Below are 23,999 nucleotides of genomic sequence, written 5' to 3'. Positions count from 1 at the left end.
CGGATCAGGCGAAGAGTTCCGCCCCGATGTACGACCCCGCGGTCGCCCCGCGTGGGATCGCCCAGATCCCCGAGCCGACGTGGCGCAGGTACTCGTTCATGAGGTCGGTCGACAGCCGGCGCTGCAGCGTGATGAACTGCGCGGGGTCGCGCTGGTACGACAGGAAGAAGAGCCCGGCGTCCAGCCGCCCGAGGTCGTTGTTCCCGTCGACGTAGTTGTACCCGCGCCGCAGGATACGGATGCCGTCGTTCTGGTCGGGGTGGGCGAGCCGCACGTGCGCGTTGGCGTCGATCGCGGATCCGGAGAAGTCGGGCTCGGTGAGTTCGGTGCCCCCGGAGAGCGGCGCACCCTCCCCCTTGTCCCGTCCGATGATCGTGTCCTGCTCCGACAGCCGCACGCGATCCCAGGTCTCGATGAGCATCGCGATCTTGCGGGCGACGAGGTAGGACCCGCCCGCCATCCAGGCCGGGTCGTCGGAGTCCGCGACCCAGACGTGGGCGTCGAGCGCGGCGGTGTCGTCGGCGAGGATGTTCGCGGTGCCGTCCTTGAACCCGAAGAGATTGCGCGGAGTGGCTTGCGCCGCGGTCGTGCGCGAGGTCTTGCCGAAGCCCAGTTGCGACCAGCGCAGACGCGCGCGGCCGAAGGCGATGCGGCTGAGGTTGCGGATGGCGTGCACGGCCACCTGGGGATCGTCGGCGCAGGCCTGGATGCAGAGGTCTCCGTGCGAGGCCTGCGGGTCGAGGTCGTCGCCGAGGAAGGCGGGAAGCCGCACGAGAGCGGCGGGACGGGACGCGGCGATCCCGTACCGGTCGCCGTCTTCGTTCTCGAACAGACCGGGACCGAAGCCGATCGTGATCGTGAGCCCGGAAGCAGGGAGGCCCTGCGCCTCGCCGGTATCGTCCGGCGGCTCTTCCGCCGACCCGCCGACCGCTCCCGTCGCGCTGACGTCGAGGCCCTGGGTCATGCGCGATGCCGCGTACGTCCAGTCCTGCAGGAGTGAGACGAGATCGTCGCGATCCGTGCGCGGCATCATGTCGAACGACGCGAAATGCAGGTGATCCTGCACAGGCGTCGTGATCCCCGCCTGATGCTCCCCGAAGAAGTCATAGGCGGCGAGGGCGTCCTCGGCGGCCCGTGCGCGCCCGAGGGCGACGCCGCCGGACAGCCCGGCGCCCGCACCGACGGCCAGGCCCGCGACTCCCCCGCCGATCGCCAGGCCGAGCAGGCCCCGGCGGCTGAGGCCGGTCGGAGCGGATGCCGCGGCCACCGCCTCGCCGGAGGACGAGTCGGCCGCGGCATCCGCTCCTGTGTCGTTCACGTGCGTGATCGTACCCTTCCGTCGATCCCAGTGCTCAGTCGAGAACCGTGCCGGTGAGCTGCGAGAGCGGCTCGGCGAGCGCGTTGATGAGGTCGGTGAATTCGCGCTTGTCGGCATCCGTGAGTTCGGAGTACCCGACGAAGCCGTCGGTCAGCGAGCCGTGCGCCGCGAGCGATTCCTCGAGCGCCGCGTAGCCGGACTCGATCTCCGAGACGAGCGCGGCCCCGTCGTCGCCCTGCGCCTCGGCGAAGTCCTGCACCAGCGAGAACGCCATCTTCGATCCCTCGACGTTCGCGGCGAAGTCGTAGAGGTCGGTGCCCGACCACCAGTCCTCCTCGCCGGAGATCTTGCCCGTCGCGACCTCGTCGAGCAGCGCGATGGCGCCGTTGGAGATTCCGCCGATCCCCTGATCGTCGAGCGTCTCGGTGAAGTCGTCGGAGTGCACGTAGTCGTACAGCTCCTGCACGTCGGCGAGCAGCAGGTCGCCGAAGTCGGCGCGCTCCTCGGTCGTCGACGGCGCCCAATCCTGCCAGGCCGGCGTCTCGCCGTCCGCGTTCAACGCGTCCTGCGCGGGAACCCAGAGGTCCTTCTCGATGCGGTGGAAGCCCGTCCAGTCGAGCCCCTCGGCCACGGCGTCGACTTCGCGGTAGTCGATGCGCGGGTCGAGGTCGCCCAGCGCCTCGGCGACCGGCTCGATGCGCTCGTAGAAGGCGCGCGTGAGGGGGAAAAGGCTCCGAGCGGTGTCGTCATCGCCCGCCTCGTATGCTGCGACGAGGTCCTCGACCGCAGGAACGAGCTGGCCGACCTGGTCCTTCACGAAGGCGGCGTAGAGGTCGACGGCCTGCTGCTTCTGCTCGGCGTCGGGACCGTCGACCGTGACGCGCTCACCGGTGACGGTGAACGGCGACTTGCCGACGCCCTCGCCGATCATCCCCGGCTTGCAGAGCGTGAAGTAGTCGCCCGGCTGAGCCACGACGGTCAGGGTGCGCGAGGCGGTGGGCGCGATGTTCTCGACCTCGCCGACGATTCGCAGCCCGTCGTCGGCGAGCAGATAGAACTCCGAGACCTGACCGCTGTCGTTGGTGACCTCGAACGTCAGGGTGCCGCTCTCGGCCGAGGTGCCCGATACCGAGCAGGCGCTGTCGGTCGATGAGACGTCGAAGGCCGCGCCGGCGGTGACATCGCTCTTCGCGACGCAGCCGCTGAGCACGAGCGCGGCCGCGCCCGTCGCGGCGACGGCGCCGAGGATCCGGTGGGAGGTGGTCATGCTGCTCCTTGCTGTGTGGGTGAGGAAACCGATGCGTCCGCGGCGTTCGACGAGACGAGCGGAGCGGATGCCGAGGGACGACGCGAGCGGAGACCGCGCACGAAGAGGAAGCCGACGACCGCGATGTAGACGGCCCAGGCGGTCACCTGCAGCCAGGTCATCCGCGGCATGAAGCCGACGGTGGCCTGCAGGATGGCGGCCCACGCGCTGTCGGGAGCGATCGCCGACGTCACGTCGAACGCCCACCCGAACGGGAACGCCTGCCAGCCGACGGCCACGGCACCGGTCACCGCGTCGATGGGGGCGGCGGCCGTGAACGGTCCGGGGAGTGCCCCGGCCTCCTGCAGATCCATGAACGCGTAGGCGAGCACGCCTCCGGCGACGATCACCAGGAAGCCGCCGGTCCAGGCGAAGAAGCGCCGCAGGTCGAGGCGCACGGCACCGCGCGCGATCAGGGCACCGATCACCACCGCGGCGGCGAGTCCGAGGAGTGCTCCGAGCAGAGCGGAGGGCGCGTCGCCGAACGACTGCACCATCGACCACAGCAGCAGGGTGGTCTCGATCCCCTCGCGGGCGACCGAGACGAAGCCGATCGCGACGAGGGCCCACAGCCCGCCCTGCGTGAGCGCACGGTCGATGCCGCCCTCGAGCGTGGCCTTCATCGTGCGCCCGGCCTTCTGCATCCAGAAGATCATCCACGTCACCATGGCGACCGCGAGCAGCGAGAGCAGCCCGCCGATCAGCTCCTGCGCCACGAAGGTGAGCTCGTACGCCCCGAAGGTCAGGACGGCGCCGATGCCGAGCGCGAGGGCGACCGCGAGGCCGACGCCGGCCCACAGCCGCGGCAGCACGTCACGCCGGTCGAGTCGTCCGAGGTAGGCGACGAGGATGCCGACGACGAGGGCGGCTTCCAGGCCTTCACGGAGGCCGATGAGGAAAGTGGCGAGCACGGAGGGATCTCTCTGCAGAATATTACTGAGGTAAGGCATCCCTTACCTACGAGACTTTAGCACCGCGGTAATCCTCCGCAACACACGCCCGTCCCGGCGCGGCGGCGACGTACTCTCGTGCCATGGCTGAACTCTCGCTCCCGATCCTCGACCTCTCCCAGCTCGACGAGGGGCCCGCGGCCGCCGCGCGCTTCCGCGAGGACCTGCGCGCCGCCACGCACGATGTCGGGTTCTTCTACCTCACCGGCACGGGCATCTCCCCCGCCCTCGAGGCACGCCTGCACCGGGCCGCGCTGGACTTCTTCGCACTACCCGAGGCCGACAAGTTGGCGATCGAGAACGTCAACAGCCCGCACTTCCGCGGGTACACGCGCATCGGTGGCGAGCGGACGCAGGGCAAGGTCGACTGGCGCGAGCAGATCGACATCGGCCCCGAGCGCGACGCGATCGACGGCGGCCCGGCGTTCAACCGCCTCATCGGACCGAACCTCTGGCCCGCCGCGCAGCCCGAGTTGCAGGAGATCGTCGCCGAGTGGCACGCTACCCTCTCGGAGGTCGCGCGCAAGCTCCTGCGCGCGTGGGCCGACACCCTCGGTGCGGACTCGTCGTACTTCGACGAGCACTTCGGCGAACCCTCCACCCTGATCAAGATCGTCCGCTACCCGGGCACGCATGAGCCGGAGCCCCAGCAGGGCGTCGGTGCGCACAAGGACTCCGGTGTGCTCACGCTGCTGTGGGTCGAGCCCGGCAAGGGCGGATTGCAGGTCGAGCGCGACGGCGAGTGGGTCGACGCTCCCCCGGTGCCCGGAGCCTTCGTCGTGAACATCGGCGAGCTCCTCGAGTACGCGACCGGCGGCTATCTCAAGGCCACCAACCACCGCGTCGTCTCTCCGCAGGCGCCGAACGAGCGCATCTCGATCCCGTTCTTCTTCAACCCCGCGCTCGACAAGCGGTTGCCGCTGATCGAGCTCCCCGCCGATCTCGCCGCCGCGGCCACGGGGGTGACCGAGGATCCGAGCAACCCGATCCACGCTCTCTACGGCGAGAACGCGCTCAAGTCGCGGCTGCGCGCACACCCCGACGTCGCGGCGATCCATCATGCCGACCTCGTGGGCGCCGACGCCTGACCCTCACAGCGACGCGCCGCCGCCGAGTGCGACGATCTCCCGCAACGCCTGAAGATGACCGGCGAAGGCTTCCCGCCCTTCGCCGGTCGAGCGCACCCACGTTCGCTGCCTGCTCCCCAGACTCGCCTTGCGCACCGTGACGTAACCTGCGGCGTGCAGGTGGCTGATCGACTTGCTCAGCGGCGAATCGGCGCACTGCAGGATCTCGCGCAGCGTCGCGAAGTCGAGTTCGATTCCCTTACTCAGCGTCGCCAACAGCGAGAACCGGAGCGGCGACGCGAAGTTGTCATCGAGTCGCGTGCGCGGATGGGCGGACCGGTCAGCCACGCACACCACGCCCCGGCACGAACGTCAATCCGACGAAGAGCAGCACGACGCCGCATCCGGCGATCACACCCGCCGTCGCTCCGCCCTCCGCGCGCCCGACGTCGAAGACCGTCAGCCCGACCAGAAGGGCGAAGCCGATCGCGAGACCCACCTCGTGCGGCCACCGCCAGAGCGCTCCGATGGCGGGAAGACCGAGATCGGTCGCACCGGCGCAGAACCAGGCGAGCACGCACAGGGCGAGCAGCAGCAGGAGCACGCTCGCGAGGACGCCCGCCGGGGCGACGGAGAGCATCAGGAGCGCTCCGAGAACGACACCGACGCCGAGCGTGCCGACACGGGTGAAACGCCACTGCAGTCCGCTGCGCTGAGCGGAGCCGCTGAAGATCTGACCGTAGACGAGGAAGGCGAACAGAAGGGCCTGCGCTCCGCCGTCCGCTGGCCGGCGAAGTGCGATCACGCTGGCCACGAGGAAGGCGGCCGTGACCACCGCACTGACGATCTGCAACCACGCGAGCGCCCGCCGATCGACGGCGCGCTGCCGACGACCGGTCACCGCTTCTTACTTTCCTCCGGGAAAGCGGGAGCGAGATCAACCCCTCCGGGAAATGACGAAGGCCACCCCACACCTGGGGCGGCCTTCTCAAGAATGTTCTGCGCGATTGTACGCTGGCGTGCTCTGCCTTATCGGCGAAGACCCAGGCGAGCGATCAGCGAGCGGTAACGCTCGATGTCGACGCTCTGGAGGTAGCCGAGGAGACGACGGCGCTGACCGACGAGCAGGAACAGACCACGACGCGAGTGGTGGTCGTGCTTGTGCTCCTTCAGGTGCTCGGTGAGGTCCTTGATGCGCTGCGTCAGCATTGCGGCCTGCACCTCGGGGGATCCGGTGTCACCGGGGTGCGTCGCGTACTCTTCGATGATCGCCTTCTTGACGTCTGCTTCGAGTGCCATAGATTCGATCCCCTTTCAGCTTGTTGCGCGGCGCCCGACGCCTGATGCGAGGGCTCTCTTTATCCGCGGCCGATCAAACGGCAACCTGAAGAGTCTACCAGCCCCAGCCCCCTGCCGGCGACCGCGATCCGCGCCCACCCGTTCCCCCTCGGATACGCTCGAGAGGTGCAGCACGGCCAGGCATCGCGATGAGCGGATCACGCGGACATCTCATCGACCTCTCCCCTCTGAAGGCGAGCCCCGCGTTCGCTCGGATGTGGATCGGATCGGCCCTCGCCGGCATCGGCGGGCAACTGACACTCGTCACCGTGATGCTGCACGTGTTCAGCCTCACCGGCAGCACCTTCGCGGTCTCGATGATCGCGGTCGCAGGGCTCGTCCCGATGATCCTGGCCGGACTCTACGGCGGCATGCTCGCCGACGCGTTCGACCGACGACGCGTCGCACTCATCGCCGCGACGGTCACCTTCGCGTCCACGGCGCTGCTCGCCGCGCTGACGTGGACCGGCTCGGAGACGATCTGGTGGCTCTACGCCCTGAGCATGATCACCGCGGCCGCGAACTCGGTCGGCATGGCGACCCGCACCGCCATAGTTCCGCGCCTGATCCCGCGCGACCTGCTCGCGCCGGCATCCGCTCTGAACGGGATCTCGATGGGTCTCACCGTCATGGCGGGCCCGGCCCTCGCCGGGATCCTGGTCGCCCTGACCGGATACGGATGGACCTACACGATCGACGTCGTCCTCATGCTGTCGATGTTCCTCGGACTCTGGACCCTGCCCGCCCTCCGCCCCGAAGGCGACATCGTGCGCCCCGGACTGGCCTCCCTCGTCGATGGCTGGCGATTCCTCCGACGAGCCGGCAACATCCGCATGCAGTACATCGTCGACATCATCGCGATGACCTTCGGCCAGCCGCTCGTGCTCTTCCCCGCCCTCGGCACGATCCTGCTGGGCGGTGGCGCCGTGACGACCGGGCTCCTCACCGCCGCCGTCGCACTGGGCACCTTCGCCTCGAGCCTGTTCTCCGGCCGCGTGGTGCAGTACCGCTGGCACGGACGCGGCATCGCCCGTGCCGTCCAGGCGTACGGCGCGTCGATCCTGGCGTTTGGGATCGTCCTGCTCACGGGCGTCTTCCTCCCGCCGGCTTCCGAGGCCGCACCGAACATCGCCCTCATCGTGGTGGCGTGCATCGCGCTCGTGTTCTCCGGAGCGGCCGACAACGTGAGCTCGATCTACCGCAACACCATGATGCAGGCGGCGGTGCCCGATGCCATGCGCGGCCGCCTCCAGGGCGTCTTCATCGTCGTCGTGGCGGGCGGGCCCCGGGTCGGCGCGCTGTACGCGGGAACCCTCTCGACGTTCACAGCGCTCTGGTTCCCGCCCGTGCTGGGCGGGGTGATCGTGATCGCGCTGGTTGCCGTCCTCATGCGGCGCAGCGCGCGCTTCCGCGACTACGACGCAGAGAACCCCGAGCCGTGAACGGCCCGGGGTCCTCATCGCACGCGGATCAGTCCTGCTGCAGTGCAGCCTGCAGGTCGAGGTTGATCGTGACGTCCTTGCCGACGAGCACGCCGCCGGTCTCGAGGGCGGCGTTCCACGTCAGGCCGAAGTCCTCGCGGTTGATGACGGCCTTGGCCGACGCGCCGGCCTTGTAGTTGCCCCACGGGTCGGAACCGAAGCCACCGAAGTCGACCTCGAAGCTGACGGGCTTGGTGATGCCGCGGATGGTGAGGTCACCGTCGACGTACAGCTCGCCGTTCTCGGCACGGGCACCGGTGGAGACGAAGTCCATGGTCGGGAAGTTCTCGGTGTCGAAGAAGTCGGCCGAACGCAGGTGCTGGTCGCGACCCTCGTCCTTCGTGTCGACGGACGAGACGTCGACGCTCGCCTCGACCGTGGTCTCGAGCGGGTTCTCGGGAGCGGTCAGCGTCGCGCTCTTCACGCCGAAGGTGCCGCGCACCTTCGAGATCATCATGTGACGGACGCTGAAGGTGACCTCGCTGTGGGAGGGGTCGAGGACGTAGGTGCCGGGGCGGTAGCCGGGGATGTCGATGCTGGTCATGGGATCTCCTTGGGACGTGGGGGCCGCTCGAATGGCGACAGGAAAGGGAACCGTGCTCTCGAAAGATATATTCCCATGAATAAGAATCTCCTGAGTGCAACGGAAGACGCCCCGCCCGCGAACGGGACGAGGCGTCTTCGTGAACGCCGTGGGATCAGCCGACGGCGACGAGGTCGATGATGAAGATCAGCGACTTGCCGGAGAGGAAGTGTCCTCCCCCGGCCGGTCCGTAGGCGAGGTGCGGCGGGATGGTGAGCTCGCGACGGCCGCCGACCTTCATGCCGGGGATGCCGTCCTGCCAGCCCTGGATCAGGCCGCGCAGGGGGAACTGGATGGTCTCACCGCGGCCCCACGAGGAGTCGAACTCCTCGCCGGACTCGAACTCGACACCGGCGTAGTGCACGGTGACGGTGTCGCCGGGCTTGGCCTCGGTGCCGTCACCCTCGATGATGTCGCGGATGACCAGCTCTGCGGGGGCAGGACCGGTGGGGGCGTCGAACTCGGGCTTCGTACGATCAGTCATGACTCCATCCAACCCGAGTGGACGCCGACCGGTCAACGCGACCGCACCTGCTCACAGCGAACACCCGACGAAGTCGCCCTTGACACTCCCGGGAGGCGGGTGCACCCTGGTTTCAAGCCAACTCAGCGCCCGGGAGACATGCAGGCATCGCCGCAGCACCGGGCGCTGAGTCTGTTCGGGGCGGGGTCCCACCCCGGGTCGCTCAGTACGCGAGCAGCGCGGCGCGCGTCGCACGGGTGCGGATGAGGAGCGCGCGCTCGTCGTCCGACGCGAGCGGATCCCGTCCGGTGATCGCCCGCTGGCGGACGGATGCCAGCGTCGTCGCGTCCTTGATGAACTCGCGCATCAGGGGTCGACGATCTCCGCGCAACCGCGCCGCCCAGGCCATTCCGACCTTGCGCCCCGCCGGTGTCGCGAGCATCGTGACCTCCTCGGGAGTGAACCACCCCGCTGCCGCGTAGTCGCTCAGACGCGCCTTCGTCAGTCGCGCCTCCTCCCGGCGCAGCGCGACGATGCCGATGATGAAGCCGGCGAACAGCGGGACCTGCAGCGTGAAATACAGCAGGAAGAAGTCGGCGTAGGTCGCGGATCCGTTCCACAGCGCGTGCAGCAGGATCGCGCCCAGCAGGCCGAGGAGCCCCGCGCCGAGGGCCGCCCATGCCGAGGAGTGGCGGCGTGCTGCGAGTCCGATCGCGAGTCCCGTCAGTGACGTGAACATCGCATGGGCGAACGGAGAGAGGAGCGCGCGTACGACGAAGGTCACCGAGAGCTGCTCTCCCCCGCCCTCGATCAGGCTGATCGCGAAGTACTGGATGTTCTCGGTGAACGCGAACCCCGCGCCGACGAGCGCGCCGTAGACGACGCCGTCGATCGGACCGTCGAACGCGCGACGTGCCACGAGGAAGATGAGGAAGACGCCGAATCCCTTCCAGAACTCCTCGACGATGGGCGCCTGCACGACCGCGGCCAGCTCCTCCGAGCGGAAACCGAAGGCGAAGGTGAGCGCGAGATCGACCAGCAGTGTGAGGCCGACCGCAGCGACGGCACCCCACGCGATCGCGAAGATCACGAGACTCTTGGGCTCGGGCTCCCATCGATCGATCAGTCTCACGCCGAGGAACACGATCGCGAGCGGGATGAGCGCGAGCACCAGCCCGATGACGGATGCCGAGGGCCCGAGTGCCACGACGAAGTACCCGATCAGCGCCAGGAGGAGGAGCCCGAGGAATCCGAAGAGCCAGATCGATACGCTGCGCCCCTTGCGCGTCGGCACGGGGAGCGCCGGCAGCCCCTCGGCGGGAGAGGGCGCGGCCGGAGCGGGCGGCGTGTACGGCGTCGGCTGCGCGAGAGCGGAGGCATAGGCCGGCTGCTGCGAGAACTGCCGAGGCATGTACGCCGACTGCGCGTACTGCTGCTGCGAGAACTGGGGGGCGGGCGCCTGCTGCGGGGCGGGAGGCTGCTGCACGGCTGGAGGCTGCTGCGGAGCGGGAGGCTGCTGCGGAGCGGGAGGCTGCTGCGGAGCTGGAGGCTGCTGCGGGGCCGGCGGCGGGGTGTACGGCGAGGGCTGCTGCGGCTGGGACGGTCCTCCGAAACTCATAGCCACGAGCATAGGGGCCACAGCGGTGCCGGTAGCGGTATACCGGACGCCTCCGCGGACAGGGCGCAGCCACCGGGTAGCGTAGAGGCATGCGGTTCGCTCATCTGCGCCGTCCGGATTCCCTCTCTGCGGTTCTCGCCGTGGTGGAAGACGCCGACGCCATCCTCGTCTCCGACCTCCTCACCGACGCTCCGGCGACGCTGCAGCAGCTCATCGAACGCGGGGACACCGCACTCGACCTGCTCCGCTCCGCCCTCGCCGACGGCGCCGCGCCCCGGCATCCGCTCGCCGATTGGTCGTTCGCCTCGGCGGTTCTGGCGCCCCCGGCCGTGCTGGCCGTGGGACTGAACTACGCGGCCCACTCGAGCGAGCTGGGTCTCAAGACCGACGCCGCACCGACCGTCTTCACCCTGTGGCCGAACTCGCTGACGGGTCACCAGCAGACGACCTCCTGGCCCCGCGCCCTCAGCGAAGCGGTCGACTACGAGGCGGAGCTCGGTGTTCTGATCGGCACCCCGGCGAAGAACGTCGCGGCGAGCGATGCACTCTCCCACGTCTGGGGCTATACGGTCGTCAACGACATCACCGCGCGGAACATCCAGTTCGCGGAGGCGCAGTGGTCGCGTTGCAAGTCCTTCGACGGCTTCACTCCGACGGGTCCCTTCGCGGTGACCGCCGACGAGATCGCCGACCCGCAGGATCTGCACATCTGGACCGTCGTCGACGGTCACACCGTGCAGGACGCGACGACCGGCCAGATGGTGCGCTCGGTCGCGACGCTCATCGCGCACCTCTCGCAGTCGCTCACGCTGCTGCCCGGCACGCTCATCTCCACCGGCAGCCCGGGCGGTGCCGGCTACTCCCGCGATCCGCAGATCTTCCTCCGCGACCGTTCGACCGTCACCGTCGGCATCGACGGCATCGGCGAACTCACGACGCACTGCCGCATCCTCGACTGATCGTCGTCGGTGCGCGGAATCGCAGAAGGGCGGATGCCGAAGCATCCGCCCTTCTGCCGTCTCCGCTCAGATCTCGATGAGATCGTCGGTCGGGATGATCGGGATCGCGGCCGTGACGGCCTCGAGTCCGGACAGACGCGCGGGCGACAGCTGCTTGGTGACCTCTTCCCGCGACATGAGGCCGGCCTCGACGACCAGGTCGGCGACGCTCCGGTTGGTGAGCAGAGCGGTCTTCGCGAGCGCTGCCGCGGCCGCGTACCCGATGAAGGGGGTGAGCGCCGTGATCACGCCGACCGAGGCACCCACCATGGTCCCGAGGCGGTCGCGGTTGGCCGTGATGCCGTCGACGCAGTTCACCCGGAGGGTCCACATCGCCTGGCGCATCCAGGTGATCGACTGGAAGATCGAGTGCGCGATCACCGGCTCGAAGGCATTGAGCTGGAGCTGCCCGCCCTCGACCGCCATCGTCACCGTCATGTCCGCGCCCACGACGGCGAAGGCGACCTGGTTGACGACCTCGGGGATCACGGGGTTGACCTTGCCCGGCATGATGCTCGAGCCCGCCTGGCGGGCGGGGAGGTTGATCTCGCCGAAACCGGCCTGCGGTCCCGACGAGAGCAGGCGCAGGTCGTTGCAGATCTTCGAGAGCTTGATGGCGTTGCGCTTGAGCGACGACGAGAACGACATGAACGCACCGGTGTCGCTCGTCGACTCGACGAGGTCGGTGGCGGTCTCGAGGTCGAGGCCGGTGATCTCACGCAGGTGCTTGAGGACGGCGGGCGCGTAGTCGGAGTGGGTCGTGATGCCGGTGCCGATCGCCGTCGCGCCCATGTTGATCTCGAACATGAGCGAGGCGTTCTCGGTGAGCCGGCTGTGATCCTCGCCGAGGGTCGTCGCGAAACCGTGGAACTCCTGGCCGAGCGTCATCGGCACGGCGTCCTGCAACTGCGTGCGTCCGACCTTCAGTACGTCGTGGAACTCCCCTGACTTCGCCAGGAACGATCGGCGCAGCAGGTCGAGCTCCTCGAGCAGCGCCCGCAGGGTCAGCGACAGGCCGATCTTCACGGCGGTCGGGTACACGTCGTTGGTGGACTGGCTGCGGTTGGTGTGGTCGATCGGCGAGAGGAACGCGTAGTCGCCCTTCTCGTGTCCCGCCATCTCGAGCGCGATGTTGGTGATGACCTCGTTCGCGTTCATGTTCGTCGAGGTGCCGGCACCGCCCTGGATCACCCCGACCGTGAACTGGTCGTGGAACTCGCCGTCGATGACGCGCTGGGCCGCGCGGTCGATCAGATCCGCCCGCTCCGGGTCGAGCACTCCGATCTCGCGATTCGCGCGGGCACTGGCCTGCTTGACCATCGCGAGGGCGCGAACGAGATCCGGGTAGACCGAGATCGGGCGCTTCGTGATCGGGAAGTTCTCGTCGGCGCGGGCGGTGTGGATGCCCCAGTACGCGTCGGCGGGAATCTCCATGCTCCCGAGGGAGTCGGTCTCAGTACGGGTCAGGGTCGGCGCGGCAGATGCCATGTCACATCCTTGTGGGTCGTGGCGAATGAGTGGAGTGGGGGATGACTCCAGTCTACGCCCGCGCCTTCGCCGCGCTCGGGGCACCGCATCAGCGCGTCGGCTTCCGCGAGAACGCCTCCAGACGCGCCTCGGGATCCAGCGCCGCCATCTTCTCGAGCCACGCCTCCGAGAAGTACTCGCCGGTGGGCGCCGTCGTCACCGGCACGACGGTATGCGTGATGGTGTCGGGGTACACGTGCACGAGGTTGAACGCTTGCGCGGCATCCATCCCGTTGACCTCGGCCGCCGGACGCGCGACGTTCATGGTGTAGCAGGTGGCGGAGGCGACGCTCACGGGCACCCCGGCGAACACCCCGGTCGACGAGTAGTGGAGGTGGCCGGCGAGGATACCGCGTACATCACTCCCCCGGATCACGGCCTCGAGCTTCTCCTGATGGCGCAGTTCGAGGATGTCGAACAGCGGGAGGTGGCTCGGCAGGGGCGGGTGGTGCATGGCCAGCAGCGTGCCCTGCGGAGCAGGGGTCCGCAGAACGTCGGCGAGCCAGGCGAGCTGGCCGTCGTCGAGGTCGCCGTGGTGCCAGCCGGGCACCGAGGTGTCGAGCGCGATGATGCGCAGGCCGTCGATCTCCCAGACACCCGTGACGGGCTCCTCCGTCGCGGGCGCGTCCAGCAGTCCCTCCCGCAGCGCGGGTCGCTCGTCGTGGTTGCCCGCGACCCAGATCACCCGCGTCCCGAGTTCCCGGGCGACCGGCTCGATCGCGGCACGCAGGCGACGATAGGCGTCGGGCTCCCCCAGATCGGTCAGGTCACCGGTGAGGACGATCGCTGCCGGAGAGGGGTGAACCGCTCGGATGGCGACCAGCGTGCGCGCGAACGTGTCGTCGACGTCGTAGCGCCCGCCCAAGCGCGCGCCTCCGGCGAGGAAGTGCGGGTCGCTGACATGGATGATCGTGTGCGACGCCGGCTGATGCCGACCGAAGACGTAGGGCCCTGGCATGGCACCAGCCTACGACGGGGGTGGGACGCCGGAGCGCCCTGGGCCGTCAGTGGCCGACGACGATGATGATGATGCCGGCGACGACCGCGAGAGCGCAGAGGGCGAAGCATCCGTACGCACCGACGAGCGACAGGCGCTTCTGCCCGTCGGTGAGCGGGCTCTTGCGCGCCGCCTTGGCGGCCTGCTTCTCGGCTCGCCGGAGGTCCTTCTCGGTGATGACCGTGATCGCGTCCGTGAACTCCGCGGGGCTCACGACGGGAGCGTGTCCGCTGCGCACCAGCAGGCGCAGACCCAAGGCGTAGAAGGTGACGATCGCGACGGCGCCGATCAGCGCCGCGACGAACACCTGGAAGAAGGCGAGCCAATCGATGGAGACGCTCATTCGCCCGTTCCCTTCTCGGTACCGGCCTCGTCGCGGACCGCGGTCGTGCTCGTCGTGCGCGTGCCGTTCTTGCCCTGCGCACGCGCATCCGCCTTCGCCTGCTTGCGGGCCTTGGCTTCGGCCTTGGCCTGCTCGATCCGCTGCTGGCGGCGCGTGGGCGGCGGGGCATCCGGCAGATCGATCGCGAGGCCGGACTCGGCCACATCGCTCATCGCGTTCGCGGGCGTGACCGCGTCACGCCGCGAGCGCAGGAAGAGCCCGATGATGACGGCGAGGGCGAGGACCGCGTCGATCGCGATTCCCCAGCCTCCGAGCCAGAGGGCGATGAGCGCGGCCAGCGCGCCGACCGCGCCGGCGGCCGGAAGCGTGAGGAGCCAGCCGATCGCGATGCGACCGGCCGTCCGCCAGCGCACCGTCGACCCGCGGCGGCCCAGACCGGAACCGATCACCGAGCCGGAGGCGACCTGCGTCGTCGAGAGCGCGAAGCCGAATGCGCTCGACGCGAGGATCGTGGCCGCCGTCGCGCTCTCGGCCGAGAAGCCCTGCGCCGGCTTCACGTCGGTGAGGCCCTTGCCGAGGGTGCGGATGATCCGCCATCCGCCGAGGTACGTGCCGAGAGCGATCGTCACCGCACAGGCGATGATCACCCAGAGGTACGGGTCGGCCTGATCGGCGTTCTGCCATCCCACGGTGATGAGGGCCAGGGTGATGACACCCATCGTCTTCTGCGCGTCATTGGTTCCGTGTGCGAGTGCGACGAGCGAGGACGTGAAGATCTGCCCCCAGCGGAAACCGTCACGGCCGTCGGGCTTGCCGTCGTAGCGACGGGTGATCGAGTACGCCGCCTTGGTGGCGACGAAGGCGATGATCCCGGCGGTGACCGGCGCGATCAGAGCGGGAAGGATGATCTTCGACAGCACCATCCCGAAGTCGATGCCCTGCACGCCCACGCCCACCAGCGTGGCGCCGATGAGACCGCCGAACAGCGCGTGCGACGAGCTCGAGGGCAGCCCGAGCAGCCACGTGAGCATGTTCCAGGTGATCGCGCCGATGAGCCCGGCGAAGATCATCGGCAGGAAGACGGCGGCTTGGATGCCGTCCTCGTGGATGATCCCGTGCGAGACGGTCTTGGAGACCTCGGTCGACAGGAAGGCGCCGACGAGGTTCAGCACCGCGGCGAGGAGCACGGCGGTCTTGGGCTTGAGGGCACCGGTGGCGATGGGCGTGGCCATCGCGTTCGCGGTGTCGTGGAAGCCGTTGGTGAAGTCGAAGAAGAGTGCCAGCAGGATCACCAGCACGACGAGGAGGGCTGCGGTTTCCACCGTTCGCTTTCGGTCGTTGAGGAAGAGGGAGATGTCGACGAGATCGACGTGACGAACGAAGAGTTCACCGTGGGTTTGACTTCCGTTAACCGGCCCCGTTGAATCCTCCCACCGTCCCCGGTGCCGGTCAACTCGACCTGGGATAGCGTGGAGCGGTGACCAACGCCCCGATCGCAGACCGACGCTCGACTCTCCGCACCCACCACGGCGACACGTTCGACGACCCGTACGAATGGTTGCGCGAGAAGGAGTCCCCCGAGGTCGTCGCGCACCTCGAGGCCGAGAACGCGCACACGGATGCCGAGACCGCGCACCTCGCCGGACTCCGCGAGACGCTGTTCGAGGAGATCAGGGGCCGCGTGCAGGAGACCGATCTCTCGGTGCCGACCCGACGCGGCGACTGGTGGTACTACAGCCGCACGGTCGAAGGGGCGCAGTACCCGATCCACTGCCGTGCGGCGGCCGACGCCGACGACTGGACTCCCCCGCAGCTGACGCCGAACGTCGCCGTTCCCGGCGAGGTCGTGCTCCTCGACGGGAACGTCGAGGCCGAGGGTCACGAGTTCTTCTCGCTCGGAGCGTTCGACACCTCCGACGACGCGACGAAGCTGCTCTGGTCGACCGACTTCGAGGGCGACGAGGTCTACACGATCCGTGTGCGCGACCTCACCACCGGCGAGACCCTGGCCGACGAGATCCCGAACACCGCCGGCGCGTTCTTCACGCCCGACGGCTCGGCCATCCTCTACACGACGCGCGACGACGCCTGGCGTCCCGACACTCTCTGGCTGCACGCGCTCGGAACCCCGGTGTCCGAGGACGTCCAGCTGTTCCACGAACCCGACGAGAAGTTCTGGCTCGGCGCGGGCATCACCCGCAGCCGGAAGTACCTGGTCATCGGCGTCGGCTCGAGCATCACGAGCGAGGAGTACCTGGTGGATCTCGCCGGGCCTCTCACGGCGGAGCCGCGGATCGTCTGGCCGCGCGCCGAAGGCATCGAGTACTCGGTCGAGCACGCGGTCGTCGATGGTGAGGACCGGCTGCTCATCCTCCACAACGACGATGCCCTCGACTTCGAACTGGTCTCGGTCGCGGCCGATGCACCCCAGGGCGCGCGACGCATCATCCTGCCGCACGAGCCCGGTCGGCGGCTGCTCGGCGTCGATGCGTTCCGCGACTTCGCGACGGTCGAGTACCGGGCGGAAGGCCTGGAGCGGGTGGGTCTGCTGGACTACACGACGGACGCCGTCGCGGACATCCCCTTCGACGAACCGCTGTACTCGGCCGGAGTGAGCGGCAACCCGGAGTGGCACTCCCCCTTCCTCCGCCTCGGGTACACGTCGTTCGTCACTCCGGGCACCGTGTACGACCTCGACCTCGCGACGAAGGAGCTGCTGCTCCGCAAGCGCGTCACCGTGCTCGGCGGCTACGACCCGACCGAGTACGGGCAGCGGCGGGACTGGGCGACGGCCGACGACGGCACCCGAGTGCCGATCTCGCTGGTGTGGAAGAAGGAGTTCGGCGCCCCCGGCGAAACTCCGCGCCCTCTGCACCTCTACGGCTACGGCTCCTACGAGCACTCGATCGATCCCGGGTTCTCGGTGGCCCGCCTGTCGGAACTCGATCGGGGCGTCGTCTTCGCCGTGGCGCACGTCCGCGGCGGCGGCGAGATGGGCCGCCAGTGGTACGAGGACGGCAAGCTGCTGCACAAGCGCAACACCTTCACGGACTTCGTCGCGAGCGCGCGTCACCTCGTCGACACCGGGGTGACCGCTCCCGACCGCCTGGTCGCCGAGGGCGGCAGCGCCGGCGGACTCCTGATGGGCGCCGTCACCAACCTCGCTCCCGAACTGTTCACCGGCGTGCTCGCCGCCGTCCCGTTCGTGGACGCCCTCACGACCATCCTCGATCCGTCGCTCCCCCTCACCGTCATCGAGTGGGACGAGTGGGGCGATCCACTCCACGACGCCGACGTCTACGCGTACATGAAGTCCTACTCGCCGTACGAGAACGTCCGCGACGGCGTGCAGTACCCGCGCATCCTCGCGGTGACGTCGCTCAACGACACGCGCGTCCTCTACGTCGAACCGGCGAAGTGGGTCGCCCGCCTGCGGGAGGCCGGAGCATCCGACGTCCTGCTCAAGTGCGAGATGGTCGCCGGGCACGGCGGGGTCAGCGGGCGCTACAACTCCTGGCGCGAGCGTGCGTTCGAGCTCGCCTGGCTGCTCGACACGCTCGGCCTCGCCGACTGACCGCGCGAAGAGAAGGCGATCGCGCCGCATGGGTCCGTTCCGTCGAGGAGCGGCCCGATGCGGCGCGATCGCCTGATTCGAGCTGACGCGCTCAGCCGAAGAGGGCTGCGGCCTCGTCGTACCGGCTACGGGGAACCGTGTTCAGCTCGCCCAGCGCCTCGGCGAACGGTACCTCGACGATGTCGGTTCCGCGCAGCGAGACCATGCGGCCCCAGGACTCGGCGACGAGCGAATCCGCCGCGTGCAGGCCGAGGCGTGTCGCGAGGACCCGGTCGAATCCGGAGGGAGACCCTCCGCGCTGGATGTGTCCGAGCACCGTCGAACGCGTCTCGATACCGGTGATGCGCTCGATCTCGGGGGCGAGCACCTCGCTGATACCACCGAGGCGGGGACGGTTGAACGCGTCGAGCCCCTTGTCGCTGTAGGCAGTGTCCATCCCGGTGAGCGTGAAGCCCTCGGAGACGACGACGAGCGGCGCACGACCGCGGTCGTGCGCGCTCGAGACGAGAGCGGTGATCTCGTCGATCGACATCGGCACCTCGGGGATGCAGATGACGTGCGCGCCGGCGGCCATACCCGCGTGCAGTGCGATCCACCCGACGTGGCGACCCATGACCTCGGCCACCATGCAGCGCTGATGCGAATCGCCGGTGGTGCGCAGACGGTCCATGGCATCGGTGGCGATGTTCACCGCGGTGTCGAAGCCGAACGAGTAGTCGGTCGCTCGCAGATCGTTGTCGATCGTCTTCGGCACACCGATCACGTTGATGCCGTCGTTCGCGAGACGGTTGGCGGCCGCGAGCGTGCCCTCTCCGCCGATCGCGAGGATGCCGTCGATGTTGTGCGCCGCGAGCGTCTTCGCGATGTTCTCGGCGCCGCCCCGCGGCCCCTCGTACGGGTTCGTCCGGCTGGTGCCGAGGATCGTTCCGCCGACCTTCGAGAGGCCCTTGACCTCGTGGCGCGTGAGCGGGAAGAAGTCGCCGTCGACGACCCCTCGCCAGCCGTCGCGGATGCCGACGAACTCCATGTCGTAAGTGGTCGTGCCCTTGAGCACGACGCCGCGGATCACCGCGTTGAGTCCGGGGCAGTCGCCACCGCTCGTCAGGATTCCGATCTTCATGCTGTTGCCTCAGACGCTCGGGAGAAGGAAAGGGGAAAGGCGACGCTGCCTGCGATCGACACTAGTGCCATGCGCCCGTCGAGCGCCATTCGAGCATGTCGAAAACCGGAGATCTTGCCGAAGAAAAAGGGCCATCCGGCACAACTTCTCCGAATGGCCCTTCTCTGCCCTCGAATCGCAATCAAGAATCGCGATTCTTAACGACTTTTCACGCGCTGCGCAGCGTCTCCCGTAGCAGATGCATGAGCGCCCCGAGCTGCACGGGTTCGGCTGCCGCATCGTCGACGGCCTCGCCGTCGAGCGCACGAGCGGCCAGGCCCTGCTTCTGATCGATGAGCTCGGCGATCTTCGTGTCGATCGTGTGCGCGGCGATGATGCGCCACGCGGTGACCGGCTCGTCCTGACCGATGCGGTGCACGCGGTCGATGGCCTGCGTCTGCTCGGCCGCCGTCCACGACAGCTCGGCGAGCACGACGTTCGACGCCGCCTGCAGGTTGAGACCGACGCCCGCTGCGGTGAGGGAGCAGACCGCGATGCCGACCTCGGGGTCGCCGTTGAAGTCGTCGATCGCCTGCTGACGGACCGTCGTCGTCTGGTCGCCACGGATCGAGACCGAGCGGATGCCCGCGGCGGCGAAGTGCGCCTCCGCCTGATCCATCACGTCGATGTGCTTCGCGAAGAACACGACCTTGCCCACCGAGCGCTGCAGCTGCGCGGCGTAGTCGGCGGCGAGCGACGCCTTGGCCTGGCCGATACGCCGGACCATGGTGAAGACGTTGTCGCCCCCGGTTCCGGCGGCCTTCGACTCCTCGAGCTCGTTCTGGGCGACGAGACGCACGATGTCGTCGTCGATCTCGCCCGGCGCGAGGCCGCGATCGCCACGGGCCTCGATGATCCGACGGTAGCGGGCGGCGAGACGCTCCCCCAGCTCGCGCTCGGCCTGGCGGATGCTCCGCCCGAACTCGTCGTCGAGCTGCACGGGGAGATCGGCGATCAGCTTGTCGGGCAGGTCGGCTGCGACGTCCTTCTTCTTGCGGCGGACGATCCCCATCGCGATGACGGCGTCGCGCGCCTCGGGGTAGAACGCCTTGTCCGCCGGAGTGAATCCGGTCGCGTCGAGCTTCTCCATGAGCTCCGGACCGGGCTTCTCCCCCGTGGTCCAGCCGAGGAACCGCCAGATCGCGTCGAAGTCCTCGACGTCGTTGATCAGCGGCGTACCGGTCAGGGCCAGCATGAGCGGCTTCCCGCCGGGCGTGCGCTCGCGCACACGAGAGGCCAACGACAGCACGTTCTGCGAGCGCTGCGACGACAGGTTCTTGATGAAGTGCGCCTCGTCGACGACCATGCCGCGCAGTCCGATCGACGACAGCCACGAGAGATGCCGATCGAGGATCTCGTAGTTGACGATGAAGATGTCGGCGAAGGCGTCGATGTCGTCGCCGTCGCCCTGGATCACGGTCGCACGCCGCTGCGGCGTCCACCGCTCGACCTCGCGCGCCCAGTTCATCTTGACGACGTTCGGGACCACGACCAGGAGCGGGTAGGCGCCCGCGACCGAGGCGGCGAGAACCGACTGGGCGGTCTTGCCCAGGCCGGGCTCATCGGCCAGGAGGAAGCTGCGATGCCCGTCGCGAACCGCCTCGAGGAAGCGGGACTGATGCACCATCACCTCGAGACCCTTCGGCGAGATGTGGTCGTACTCGGGTGCCGGAGGCAGCTCCATGCTGGCGGCCGAGCCGCCCGCACCGGTCTCGAACGCCTTGTACAGCGGGCCCATCAGCTCCCAGCCGTCGAGGCGACGGCGCGGGGTGGTGGTCACGCGCGGCGTGAGATCGGGGGCGAGGAACGGGTTCGCGAGCTGGCGGGCCTCGACCGACGGCGGGGTCACCTGTCGCTCGGCGATCGCCGCAGGAACGACGGAGATCTGAACCGGCGCGGCATCTGCGATGATCAACTCTTCCGGAGCGAGCTCCGCACCGGACTCGAGCAGCCAGTCGCGGCGCATGCGCTTGGCGACCGGCGAGGTCGCCTGGTCCGCTTCGAGCAGCTGGATGAGCGACGTGTCGCGCGCCGCCGTCTTGGCGAGGATGGTCGCGACGCCGTCGAGCCGCTTGAGCAGCTCGGCGCGTGCGGCATCACCGATGTCGGCATCCGCTTTGACCCTGGCGCGCTCTTCGCGTACCAGGAACGCGATCACCTGGAACTTGACGCGGTTGGTCGGTCCCAGCTTTCCGCGCTGGGACTTGGCCTCGATCTCGCGCACCTTGCGCGCGAGGATCGGGATGAGGGGCGCCTCGTCATCGCGACGAGACGACTTCTTGCGCCGTGTGGCGGCGGTTGCCGTGGTCGGCATGCTCCTCCTGAGCGTGAAGGCCGGAACGCCCCAGGGGCTCCGGCGCTCTGTTGTCCGCGTGTGGCGTGAGCCAGGACCGTGCGGATGTAGATCGATCATCTCGCCGATGCGCGCAGGACGCGGAAGATTCGACGATGACTGCGACCACTCTACGCCATCCCGGGCGGGGAACCCTCGTGGCGACGCGCGCGGCGGACCGATCAGGCGGTGTGCTCGCGCAGCACGCGCTCCGCATCGCTCACGTCGGCGGCGATCTGCGCCGTGAGCTTCTCGATGCCCTCGAAGGCGACCATGCCGCGCAGGCGCTCGGTGAACTCGACGGTGACGTCGTGCCCGTAGAGATCGAGACCGGTCTCGCCGAGCACGTGCGCCTCGACCTGACGCTCGAGCACGTCGTCGAAGGTCGGGTTCGTCCCGACGGAGATCGCGGCGGGGTGACGGATGCCCGTGTCGTGGTCGATCAACCATCCGGCGTACACGCCGTCGGCCGGGACGAACGCATCGACGACGGCCGACAGGTTCGCGGTCGGGTATCCCAACTCCCGTCCCCGCTTGAGGCCGTGGACGACGACGCCGCGCACATCGGGCGAGCGTCCGAGCACCCGTGCGGCGCCGGTGACATCGCCGGCGATGAGGAGCTCGCGGATCCACGTCGACGACACCCGTCGTGCGGAGCCGGGAAGGTAGACGCCATCGACCACCTCGACGGTGAACCCGTGGCTGGGCCCCATCTCGCGCAGCAGCTCGGGGGTGCCCGCACCGCGGTTCCCGAAGCGGAAGTCCTCGCCCACGAGGACGGTCGAGACCCCGAGAGCCGCGACCAGGATCTCGGTCACGAAGTCCTCGGCGCTGAGCGAGGCCATCTCCTCGTCGAAGGTGAGCAGCAGCGTGGCATCCAGACCGAGCTCGCCGAGGAGCTCGAGTTTGCGCTCCACCGTCACGACGTTCTCGGGGCAGCGGTCGGGCCGCAGGATCGCCAGCGGGTTGCGGTCGAAGGTGACGGCGACGGAACGCGCGCCCGTCTCGGCCGCTCGTTCCTCGAGCCGTCGGATCACGGCACGATGGCCGGCGTGCACCCCGTCGAACTTGCCGATCGCCACGATGCTGGGGCCGAAGCCCTCCGGGACCTCAGCGAGATCGCGGAAGACGATCACGCGTCGACCTCGACGGTCGTCCGTGCGACGTCCGGCCGGTTGGTCCGCAGCCACCAGATGCCGAACACCGGGAGCACCAGCGGGATGAAGAGGTATCCGCGTCCGAACAGCGACCACACGGTCTCGTGCTGGAACTGCTCGGGGATCAGGATGCTGAGCAGGCCCACGACCAGGACACCCGTGAGCTCGAAGACGATCGCCACCCAGGCCACGGTGTACCAGCCGCGCCGCCTCGCGAGCACGAGCGCCAGGGTCGCGAGGATGTAGACGACGGCGGCGACGGCCGAGAGCGAGTACGCGAGAGGAGCCTCGTCGAACCGTCGGAAGATCTGCACGAAGCTCCGGCCGGTGGCCGCGAGCGCCATGACGGCGTAGACGATCACGAGGACGCGACCGATTCCGGTCATCCTGGTGGTGGGGGCGGTGGTGCTCATAGCGCATTCCATCCTAGATGCGCCAGAGGGGACCGACGTCCGTGTGCGCCTCCGGGTTACGCGATCTGCACGGTCCAGATGACGTGCATGCGCCACACCATGATCGCGATAGCCAGGGCGGCGACTCCGAGGATGACGGTGCTCCAGCGGCTGCGCTCCATCAACGCCCAGAGCACGGCCCCGACCGGCAGGAGCACGGCGGAGACGAGATAGACCCAGAACTCGAGGAGATCCCCCGTGGGCGGGTTCCCCACGAGCGGAGCGATGATCGCGGTGACCACCTGGGCGACCAGCAGGGCCTCGACGAGGGCGACGGCGCCGACGGACCAGTCGCTCGGGCGACGGCCGGCGAGTCCCGCCACGACGCAGAACGCTCCGGCGACGACCGCCACCACGATCTGGGCGAGGGTGAACCACAGGATCATCGGGCACTCTCCGGCATGTTCATGGCGCTCTTGAGGTCGCCTCCGCGTTTCTCGATGACACCGACGAGAACGCCCTCGTCGTCGATGGCCGCGACCAGCGGTGCATCGATCCGGCCGGCTTGGCCGGCGAGTCGCTTCCCGTGGCGCAGATCCCGCGCTTCCTCGGCGGAGACGGACAGCACGGGCAGGATGAGCTCCGCGGCCTGCGCAGGGGTGAGGACCGGAGCCCCCTCGAGGGAATCGATGTCGACGGCATCCGCGACGTCGAACGACCCCACCCGGGTGCGCCGCAGCGCGGTGAGGTGCCCGCCGACGCCCAGCGCGGCACCGAGGTCGCGGGCCAGCGACCGGATGTACGTACCGGACGAGCAGTCCACGATCACGTCGAGATCGCGGATGCCGTCACCCGCTCTGTCGCCGACGACATCGAAGCGCGAGACGACGACGTTCCGCGCGGCGAGGACGACCTCCTCCCCCGCACGGACGCGATCGTATGCGCGGCGACCGTCGACCTTGATCGCGGACACCGCGCTGGGAACCTGCGAGATCTCACCGGTCAGGGCCGAGATCTCCGCGGCGATGCCCGCATCGGAGACGTCCGCCCAGGCGGCGGGATCCGCGTACGCGGTGATCTCTCCGTCGGCGTCGTCGGTGCCCGTGGCCTGTCCGAGACGGATGGTCGCCTCGTAGGTCTTGCCGGCGCCCACGATGTAGGTGAGGAGCCGGGTGGCACCCTCGATGCCGATCACGAGCAGTCCGGTCGCCATCGGGTCGAGCGTTCCGGCGTGCCCGACCTTGCGGGTGCCGAACGCACGACGCGTGCGCGCGACGACGTCGTGGCTGGTCAGCCCTGCGGGCTTGTCGACGAGGAGGATGCCCGGCAGAACCATCCCTCCAGCCTACGGTGCCCGGCCGCACGGGCGAACACGCGGTCGCGGCTCGAATAGGCT

General features: G+C 68.9%; 23 protein-coding genes. 4 read left to right on the top strand and 19 right to left on the bottom strand.

Annotated features, from left to right (window positions below; translation table 11 throughout):
• Positions 1 to 4: 4 nt before the first annotated feature.
• From efeB to efeU, 3 genes are read right to left on the bottom strand one after another with little or no spacing between them, the layout of a single operon-like run.
• Positions 5 to 1,318, bottom strand: coding sequence for an iron uptake transporter deferrochelatase/peroxidase subunit (efeB, locus tag ACZ5Y9_RS08265; RefSeq protein ID WP_464471115.1), 1,314 nt, complete (start codon positions 1,316 to 1,318; stop codon positions 5 to 7).
• A 34-nt stretch (positions 1,319 to 1,352) separates the two neighbouring features.
• Positions 1,353 to 2,585 carry an iron uptake system protein EfeO gene (gene efeO / locus ACZ5Y9_RS08260; RefSeq protein WP_464471114.1) on the bottom strand — a complete coding sequence of 411 codons (1,233 nt, stop codon included), beginning with the start codon at positions 2,583 to 2,585 and terminating at the stop codon, positions 1,353 to 1,355.
• Positions 2,582 to 3,535, bottom strand: a complete 954-nt coding sequence (gene efeU, locus ACZ5Y9_RS08255; RefSeq protein WP_464471113.1) for an iron uptake transporter permease EfeU — start codon at positions 3,533 to 3,535, stop codon at positions 2,582 to 2,584. The genes efeO and efeU overlap by 4 nt, the downstream gene beginning before the upstream one ends.
• A gap of 122 nt (positions 3,536 to 3,657) precedes the next feature.
• On the opposite strand from efeU, the gene ACZ5Y9_RS08250 reads away from it, so the two are divergent.
• Entirely contained in the window at positions 3,658 to 4,662 is a 1,005-nt protein-coding gene (locus tag ACZ5Y9_RS08250) for an isopenicillin N synthase family dioxygenase (protein WP_464471112.1), read from the top strand.
• Positions 4,663 to 4,665: 3 nt separating this feature from the next.
• Here the strand turns inward: ACZ5Y9_RS08250 and ACZ5Y9_RS08245 are convergent, their stop codons facing one another.
• The 3 genes from ACZ5Y9_RS08245 to rpsO all read right to left on the bottom strand — a co-directional run bounded on the left by ACZ5Y9_RS08245 (position 4,666) and on the right by rpsO (position 5,940).
• Entirely contained in the window at positions 4,666 to 4,989 is a 324-nt protein-coding gene (locus ACZ5Y9_RS08245) for a transcriptional regulator (RefSeq protein ID WP_247622734.1), read from the bottom strand.
• Entirely contained in the window at positions 4,982 to 5,542 is a 561-nt protein-coding gene (locus ACZ5Y9_RS08240; RefSeq protein WP_464471111.1) for a hypothetical protein, read from the bottom strand. Before ACZ5Y9_RS08240 ends, ACZ5Y9_RS08245 begins: the two co-directional genes overlap by 8 nt.
• 128 nt (positions 5,543 to 5,670) lie before the next feature.
• Positions 5,671 to 5,940 (bottom strand): 30S ribosomal protein S15, encoded by a 270-nt coding sequence (gene rpsO, locus ACZ5Y9_RS08235; RefSeq protein ID WP_017203073.1) that lies wholly within the window; start codon positions 5,938 to 5,940, stop codon positions 5,671 to 5,673.
• A gap of 188 nt (positions 5,941 to 6,128) precedes the next feature.
• On the opposite strand from rpsO, the gene ACZ5Y9_RS08230 reads away from it, so the two are divergent.
• Positions 6,129 to 7,421, top strand: a complete 1,293-nt coding sequence (locus ACZ5Y9_RS08230; RefSeq protein ID WP_464471110.1) for an MFS transporter — start codon at positions 6,129 to 6,131, stop codon at positions 7,419 to 7,421.
• Between the two features lie 28 nt (positions 7,422 to 7,449).
• On the opposite strand, the gene ACZ5Y9_RS08225 is transcribed toward ACZ5Y9_RS08230, so the two are convergent.
• The 3 genes from ACZ5Y9_RS08225 to ACZ5Y9_RS08215 all read right to left on the bottom strand — a co-directional run bounded on the left by ACZ5Y9_RS08225 (position 7,450) and on the right by ACZ5Y9_RS08215 (position 10,124).
• Positions 7,450 to 8,004 carry a YceI family protein gene (locus ACZ5Y9_RS08225; RefSeq protein ID WP_247632403.1) on the bottom strand — a complete coding sequence of 185 codons (555 nt, stop codon included), beginning with the start codon at positions 8,002 to 8,004 and terminating at the stop codon, positions 7,450 to 7,452.
• A 154-nt stretch (positions 8,005 to 8,158) separates the two neighbouring features.
• Entirely contained in the window at positions 8,159 to 8,527 is a 369-nt protein-coding gene (locus tag ACZ5Y9_RS08220) for an FKBP-type peptidyl-prolyl cis-trans isomerase (RefSeq protein ID WP_247622738.1), read from the bottom strand.
• Between the two features lie 202 nt (positions 8,528 to 8,729).
• Positions 8,730 to 10,124 carry a PrsW family intramembrane metalloprotease gene (locus tag ACZ5Y9_RS08215; protein ID WP_247622739.1) on the bottom strand — a complete coding sequence of 465 codons (1,395 nt, stop codon included), beginning with the start codon at positions 10,122 to 10,124 and terminating at the stop codon, positions 8,730 to 8,732.
• Positions 10,125 to 10,213: 89 nt separating this feature from the next.
• Between ACZ5Y9_RS08215 and ACZ5Y9_RS08210 the strand changes: the two genes are divergently transcribed.
• Positions 10,214 to 11,083: a fumarylacetoacetate hydrolase family protein gene (locus ACZ5Y9_RS08210; protein WP_247622740.1), complete on the top strand. Its 870-nt coding sequence runs from the start codon at positions 10,214 to 10,216 to the stop codon at positions 11,081 to 11,083.
• 66 nt (positions 11,084 to 11,149) lie between these two features.
• Here the strand turns inward: ACZ5Y9_RS08210 and ACZ5Y9_RS08205 are convergent, their stop codons facing one another.
• The 4 genes from ACZ5Y9_RS08205 to ACZ5Y9_RS08190 all read right to left on the bottom strand — a co-directional run bounded on the left by ACZ5Y9_RS08205 (position 11,150) and on the right by ACZ5Y9_RS08190 (position 15,311).
• Complete coding sequence (locus ACZ5Y9_RS08205) at positions 11,150 to 12,610, bottom strand: aspartate ammonia-lyase (RefSeq protein WP_247622741.1); 1,461 nt, start codon at positions 12,608 to 12,610, stop codon at positions 11,150 to 11,152.
• An 88-nt stretch (positions 12,611 to 12,698) separates the two neighbouring features.
• The gene (locus tag ACZ5Y9_RS08200; protein ID WP_464471109.1) at positions 12,699 to 13,607 is read right to left on the bottom strand and encodes a phosphodiesterase; all 909 of its coding nucleotides are present in this window, start codon (positions 13,605 to 13,607) and stop codon (positions 12,699 to 12,701) included.
• Between the two features lie 46 nt (positions 13,608 to 13,653).
• Positions 13,654 to 13,989: a peptidase gene (locus tag ACZ5Y9_RS08195; protein ID WP_247622743.1), complete on the bottom strand. Its 336-nt coding sequence runs from the start codon at positions 13,987 to 13,989 to the stop codon at positions 13,654 to 13,656.
• Positions 13,986 to 15,311 carry an inorganic phosphate transporter gene (locus ACZ5Y9_RS08190; protein WP_247622744.1) on the bottom strand — a complete coding sequence of 442 codons (1,326 nt, stop codon included), beginning with the start codon at positions 15,309 to 15,311 and terminating at the stop codon, positions 13,986 to 13,988. Before ACZ5Y9_RS08190 ends, ACZ5Y9_RS08195 begins: the two co-directional genes overlap by 4 nt.
• Positions 15,312 to 15,466: 155 nt before the next feature.
• On the opposite strand from ACZ5Y9_RS08190, the gene ACZ5Y9_RS08185 reads away from it, so the two are divergent.
• A complete protein-coding gene (locus ACZ5Y9_RS08185; protein WP_464471108.1) occupies positions 15,467 to 17,563 on the top strand; it encodes a S9 family peptidase in 2,097 nt (698 codons plus the stop codon).
• 91 nt (positions 17,564 to 17,654) lie between these two features.
• Here ACZ5Y9_RS08185 and ACZ5Y9_RS08180 read toward each other — a convergent pair whose 3' ends face one another.
• The 6 genes from ACZ5Y9_RS08180 to truB form a co-directional block, all read right to left on the bottom strand.
• Complete coding sequence (locus ACZ5Y9_RS08180) at positions 17,655 to 18,683, bottom strand: ATP-dependent 6-phosphofructokinase (RefSeq protein WP_336640529.1); 1,029 nt, start codon at positions 18,681 to 18,683, stop codon at positions 17,655 to 17,657.
• 208 nt (positions 18,684 to 18,891) lie between these two features.
• Positions 18,892 to 21,036: a DEAD/DEAH box helicase gene (locus ACZ5Y9_RS08175; protein ID WP_464472733.1), complete on the bottom strand. Its 2,145-nt coding sequence runs from the start codon at positions 21,034 to 21,036 to the stop codon at positions 18,892 to 18,894.
• 200 nt (positions 21,037 to 21,236) lie between these two features.
• Positions 21,237 to 22,190, bottom strand: a complete 954-nt coding sequence (locus ACZ5Y9_RS08170) for a bifunctional riboflavin kinase/FAD synthetase (protein WP_464472732.1) — start codon at positions 22,188 to 22,190, stop codon at positions 21,237 to 21,239.
• Positions 22,187 to 22,624, bottom strand: a complete 438-nt coding sequence (locus tag ACZ5Y9_RS08165) for a hypothetical protein (protein WP_247622749.1) — start codon at positions 22,622 to 22,624, stop codon at positions 22,187 to 22,189. The genes ACZ5Y9_RS08170 and ACZ5Y9_RS08165 overlap by 4 nt, the downstream gene beginning before the upstream one ends.
• A 56-nt stretch (positions 22,625 to 22,680) precedes the next feature.
• Positions 22,681 to 23,049, bottom strand: coding sequence for a hypothetical protein (locus ACZ5Y9_RS08160; protein ID WP_247622750.1), 369 nt, complete (start codon positions 23,047 to 23,049; stop codon positions 22,681 to 22,683).
• Positions 23,046 to 23,939: a tRNA pseudouridine(55) synthase TruB gene (gene truB, locus ACZ5Y9_RS08155; RefSeq protein WP_464472731.1), complete on the bottom strand. Its 894-nt coding sequence runs from the start codon at positions 23,937 to 23,939 to the stop codon at positions 23,046 to 23,048. Before truB ends, ACZ5Y9_RS08160 begins: the two co-directional genes overlap by 4 nt.
• Positions 23,940 to 23,999: the final 60 nt, after the last annotated feature.

The sequence above is a fragment of the Microbacterium sp. T3-8 genome, assembly GCF_055398145.1.
The sequence above is the reverse complement of the archived record's forward strand: the minus strand, read 5'-3'. Positions and strand labels throughout refer to the sequence as shown.

Excerpts from the sequence above, each read along its gene's own strand:
- efeO (WP_464471114.1), bottom strand. The coding sequence starts at position 2,585 with ATGACCACCTCCCACCGGATCCTCGGCGCCGTCGCCGCGACGGGCGCG.
- ACZ5Y9_RS08250 (WP_464471112.1), top strand. The coding sequence starts at position 3,658 with ATGGCTGAACTCTCGCTCCCGATCCTCGACCTCTCCCAGCTCGACGAG.
- rpsO (WP_017203073.1), bottom strand. The coding sequence starts at position 5,940 with ATGGCACTCGAAGCAGACGTCAAGAAGGCGATCATCGAAGAGTACGCG.
- ACZ5Y9_RS08230 (WP_464471110.1), top strand. The coding sequence starts at position 6,129 with ATGAGCGGATCACGCGGACATCTCATCGACCTCTCCCCTCTGAAGGCG.
- ACZ5Y9_RS08225 (WP_247632403.1), bottom strand. The coding sequence starts at position 8,004 with ATGACCAGCATCGACATCCCCGGCTACCGCCCCGGCACCTACGTCCTC.
- ACZ5Y9_RS08220 (WP_247622738.1), bottom strand. The coding sequence starts at position 8,527 with ATGACTGATCGTACGAAGCCCGAGTTCGACGCCCCCACCGGTCCTGCC.
- ACZ5Y9_RS08215 (WP_247622739.1), bottom strand. The coding sequence starts at position 10,124 with ATGAGTTTCGGAGGACCGTCCCAGCCGCAGCAGCCCTCGCCGTACACC.
- ACZ5Y9_RS08210 (WP_247622740.1), top strand. The coding sequence starts at position 10,214 with ATGCGGTTCGCTCATCTGCGCCGTCCGGATTCCCTCTCTGCGGTTCTC.
- ACZ5Y9_RS08205 (WP_247622741.1), bottom strand. The coding sequence starts at position 12,610 with ATGGCATCTGCCGCGCCGACCCTGACCCGTACTGAGACCGACTCCCTC.
- ACZ5Y9_RS08200 (WP_464471109.1), bottom strand. The coding sequence starts at position 13,607 with ATGCCAGGGCCCTACGTCTTCGGTCGGCATCAGCCGGCGTCGCACACG.
- ACZ5Y9_RS08195 (WP_247622743.1), bottom strand. The coding sequence starts at position 13,989 with ATGAGCGTCTCCATCGATTGGCTCGCCTTCTTCCAGGTGTTCGTCGCG.
- ACZ5Y9_RS08180 (WP_336640529.1), bottom strand. The coding sequence starts at position 18,683 with ATGAAGATCGGAATCCTGACGAGCGGTGGCGACTGCCCCGGACTCAAC.
- ACZ5Y9_RS08175 (WP_464472733.1), bottom strand. The coding sequence starts at position 21,036 with ATGCCGACCACGGCAACCGCCGCCACACGGCGCAAGAAGTCGTCTCGT.
- ACZ5Y9_RS08165 (WP_247622749.1), bottom strand. The coding sequence starts at position 22,624 with ATGAGCACCACCGCCCCCACCACCAGGATGACCGGAATCGGTCGCGTC.
- ACZ5Y9_RS08160 (WP_247622750.1), bottom strand. The coding sequence starts at position 23,049 with ATGATCCTGTGGTTCACCCTCGCCCAGATCGTGGTGGCGGTCGTCGCC.
- truB (WP_464472731.1), bottom strand. The coding sequence starts at position 23,939 with ATGGTTCTGCCGGGCATCCTCCTCGTCGACAAGCCCGCAGGGCTGACC.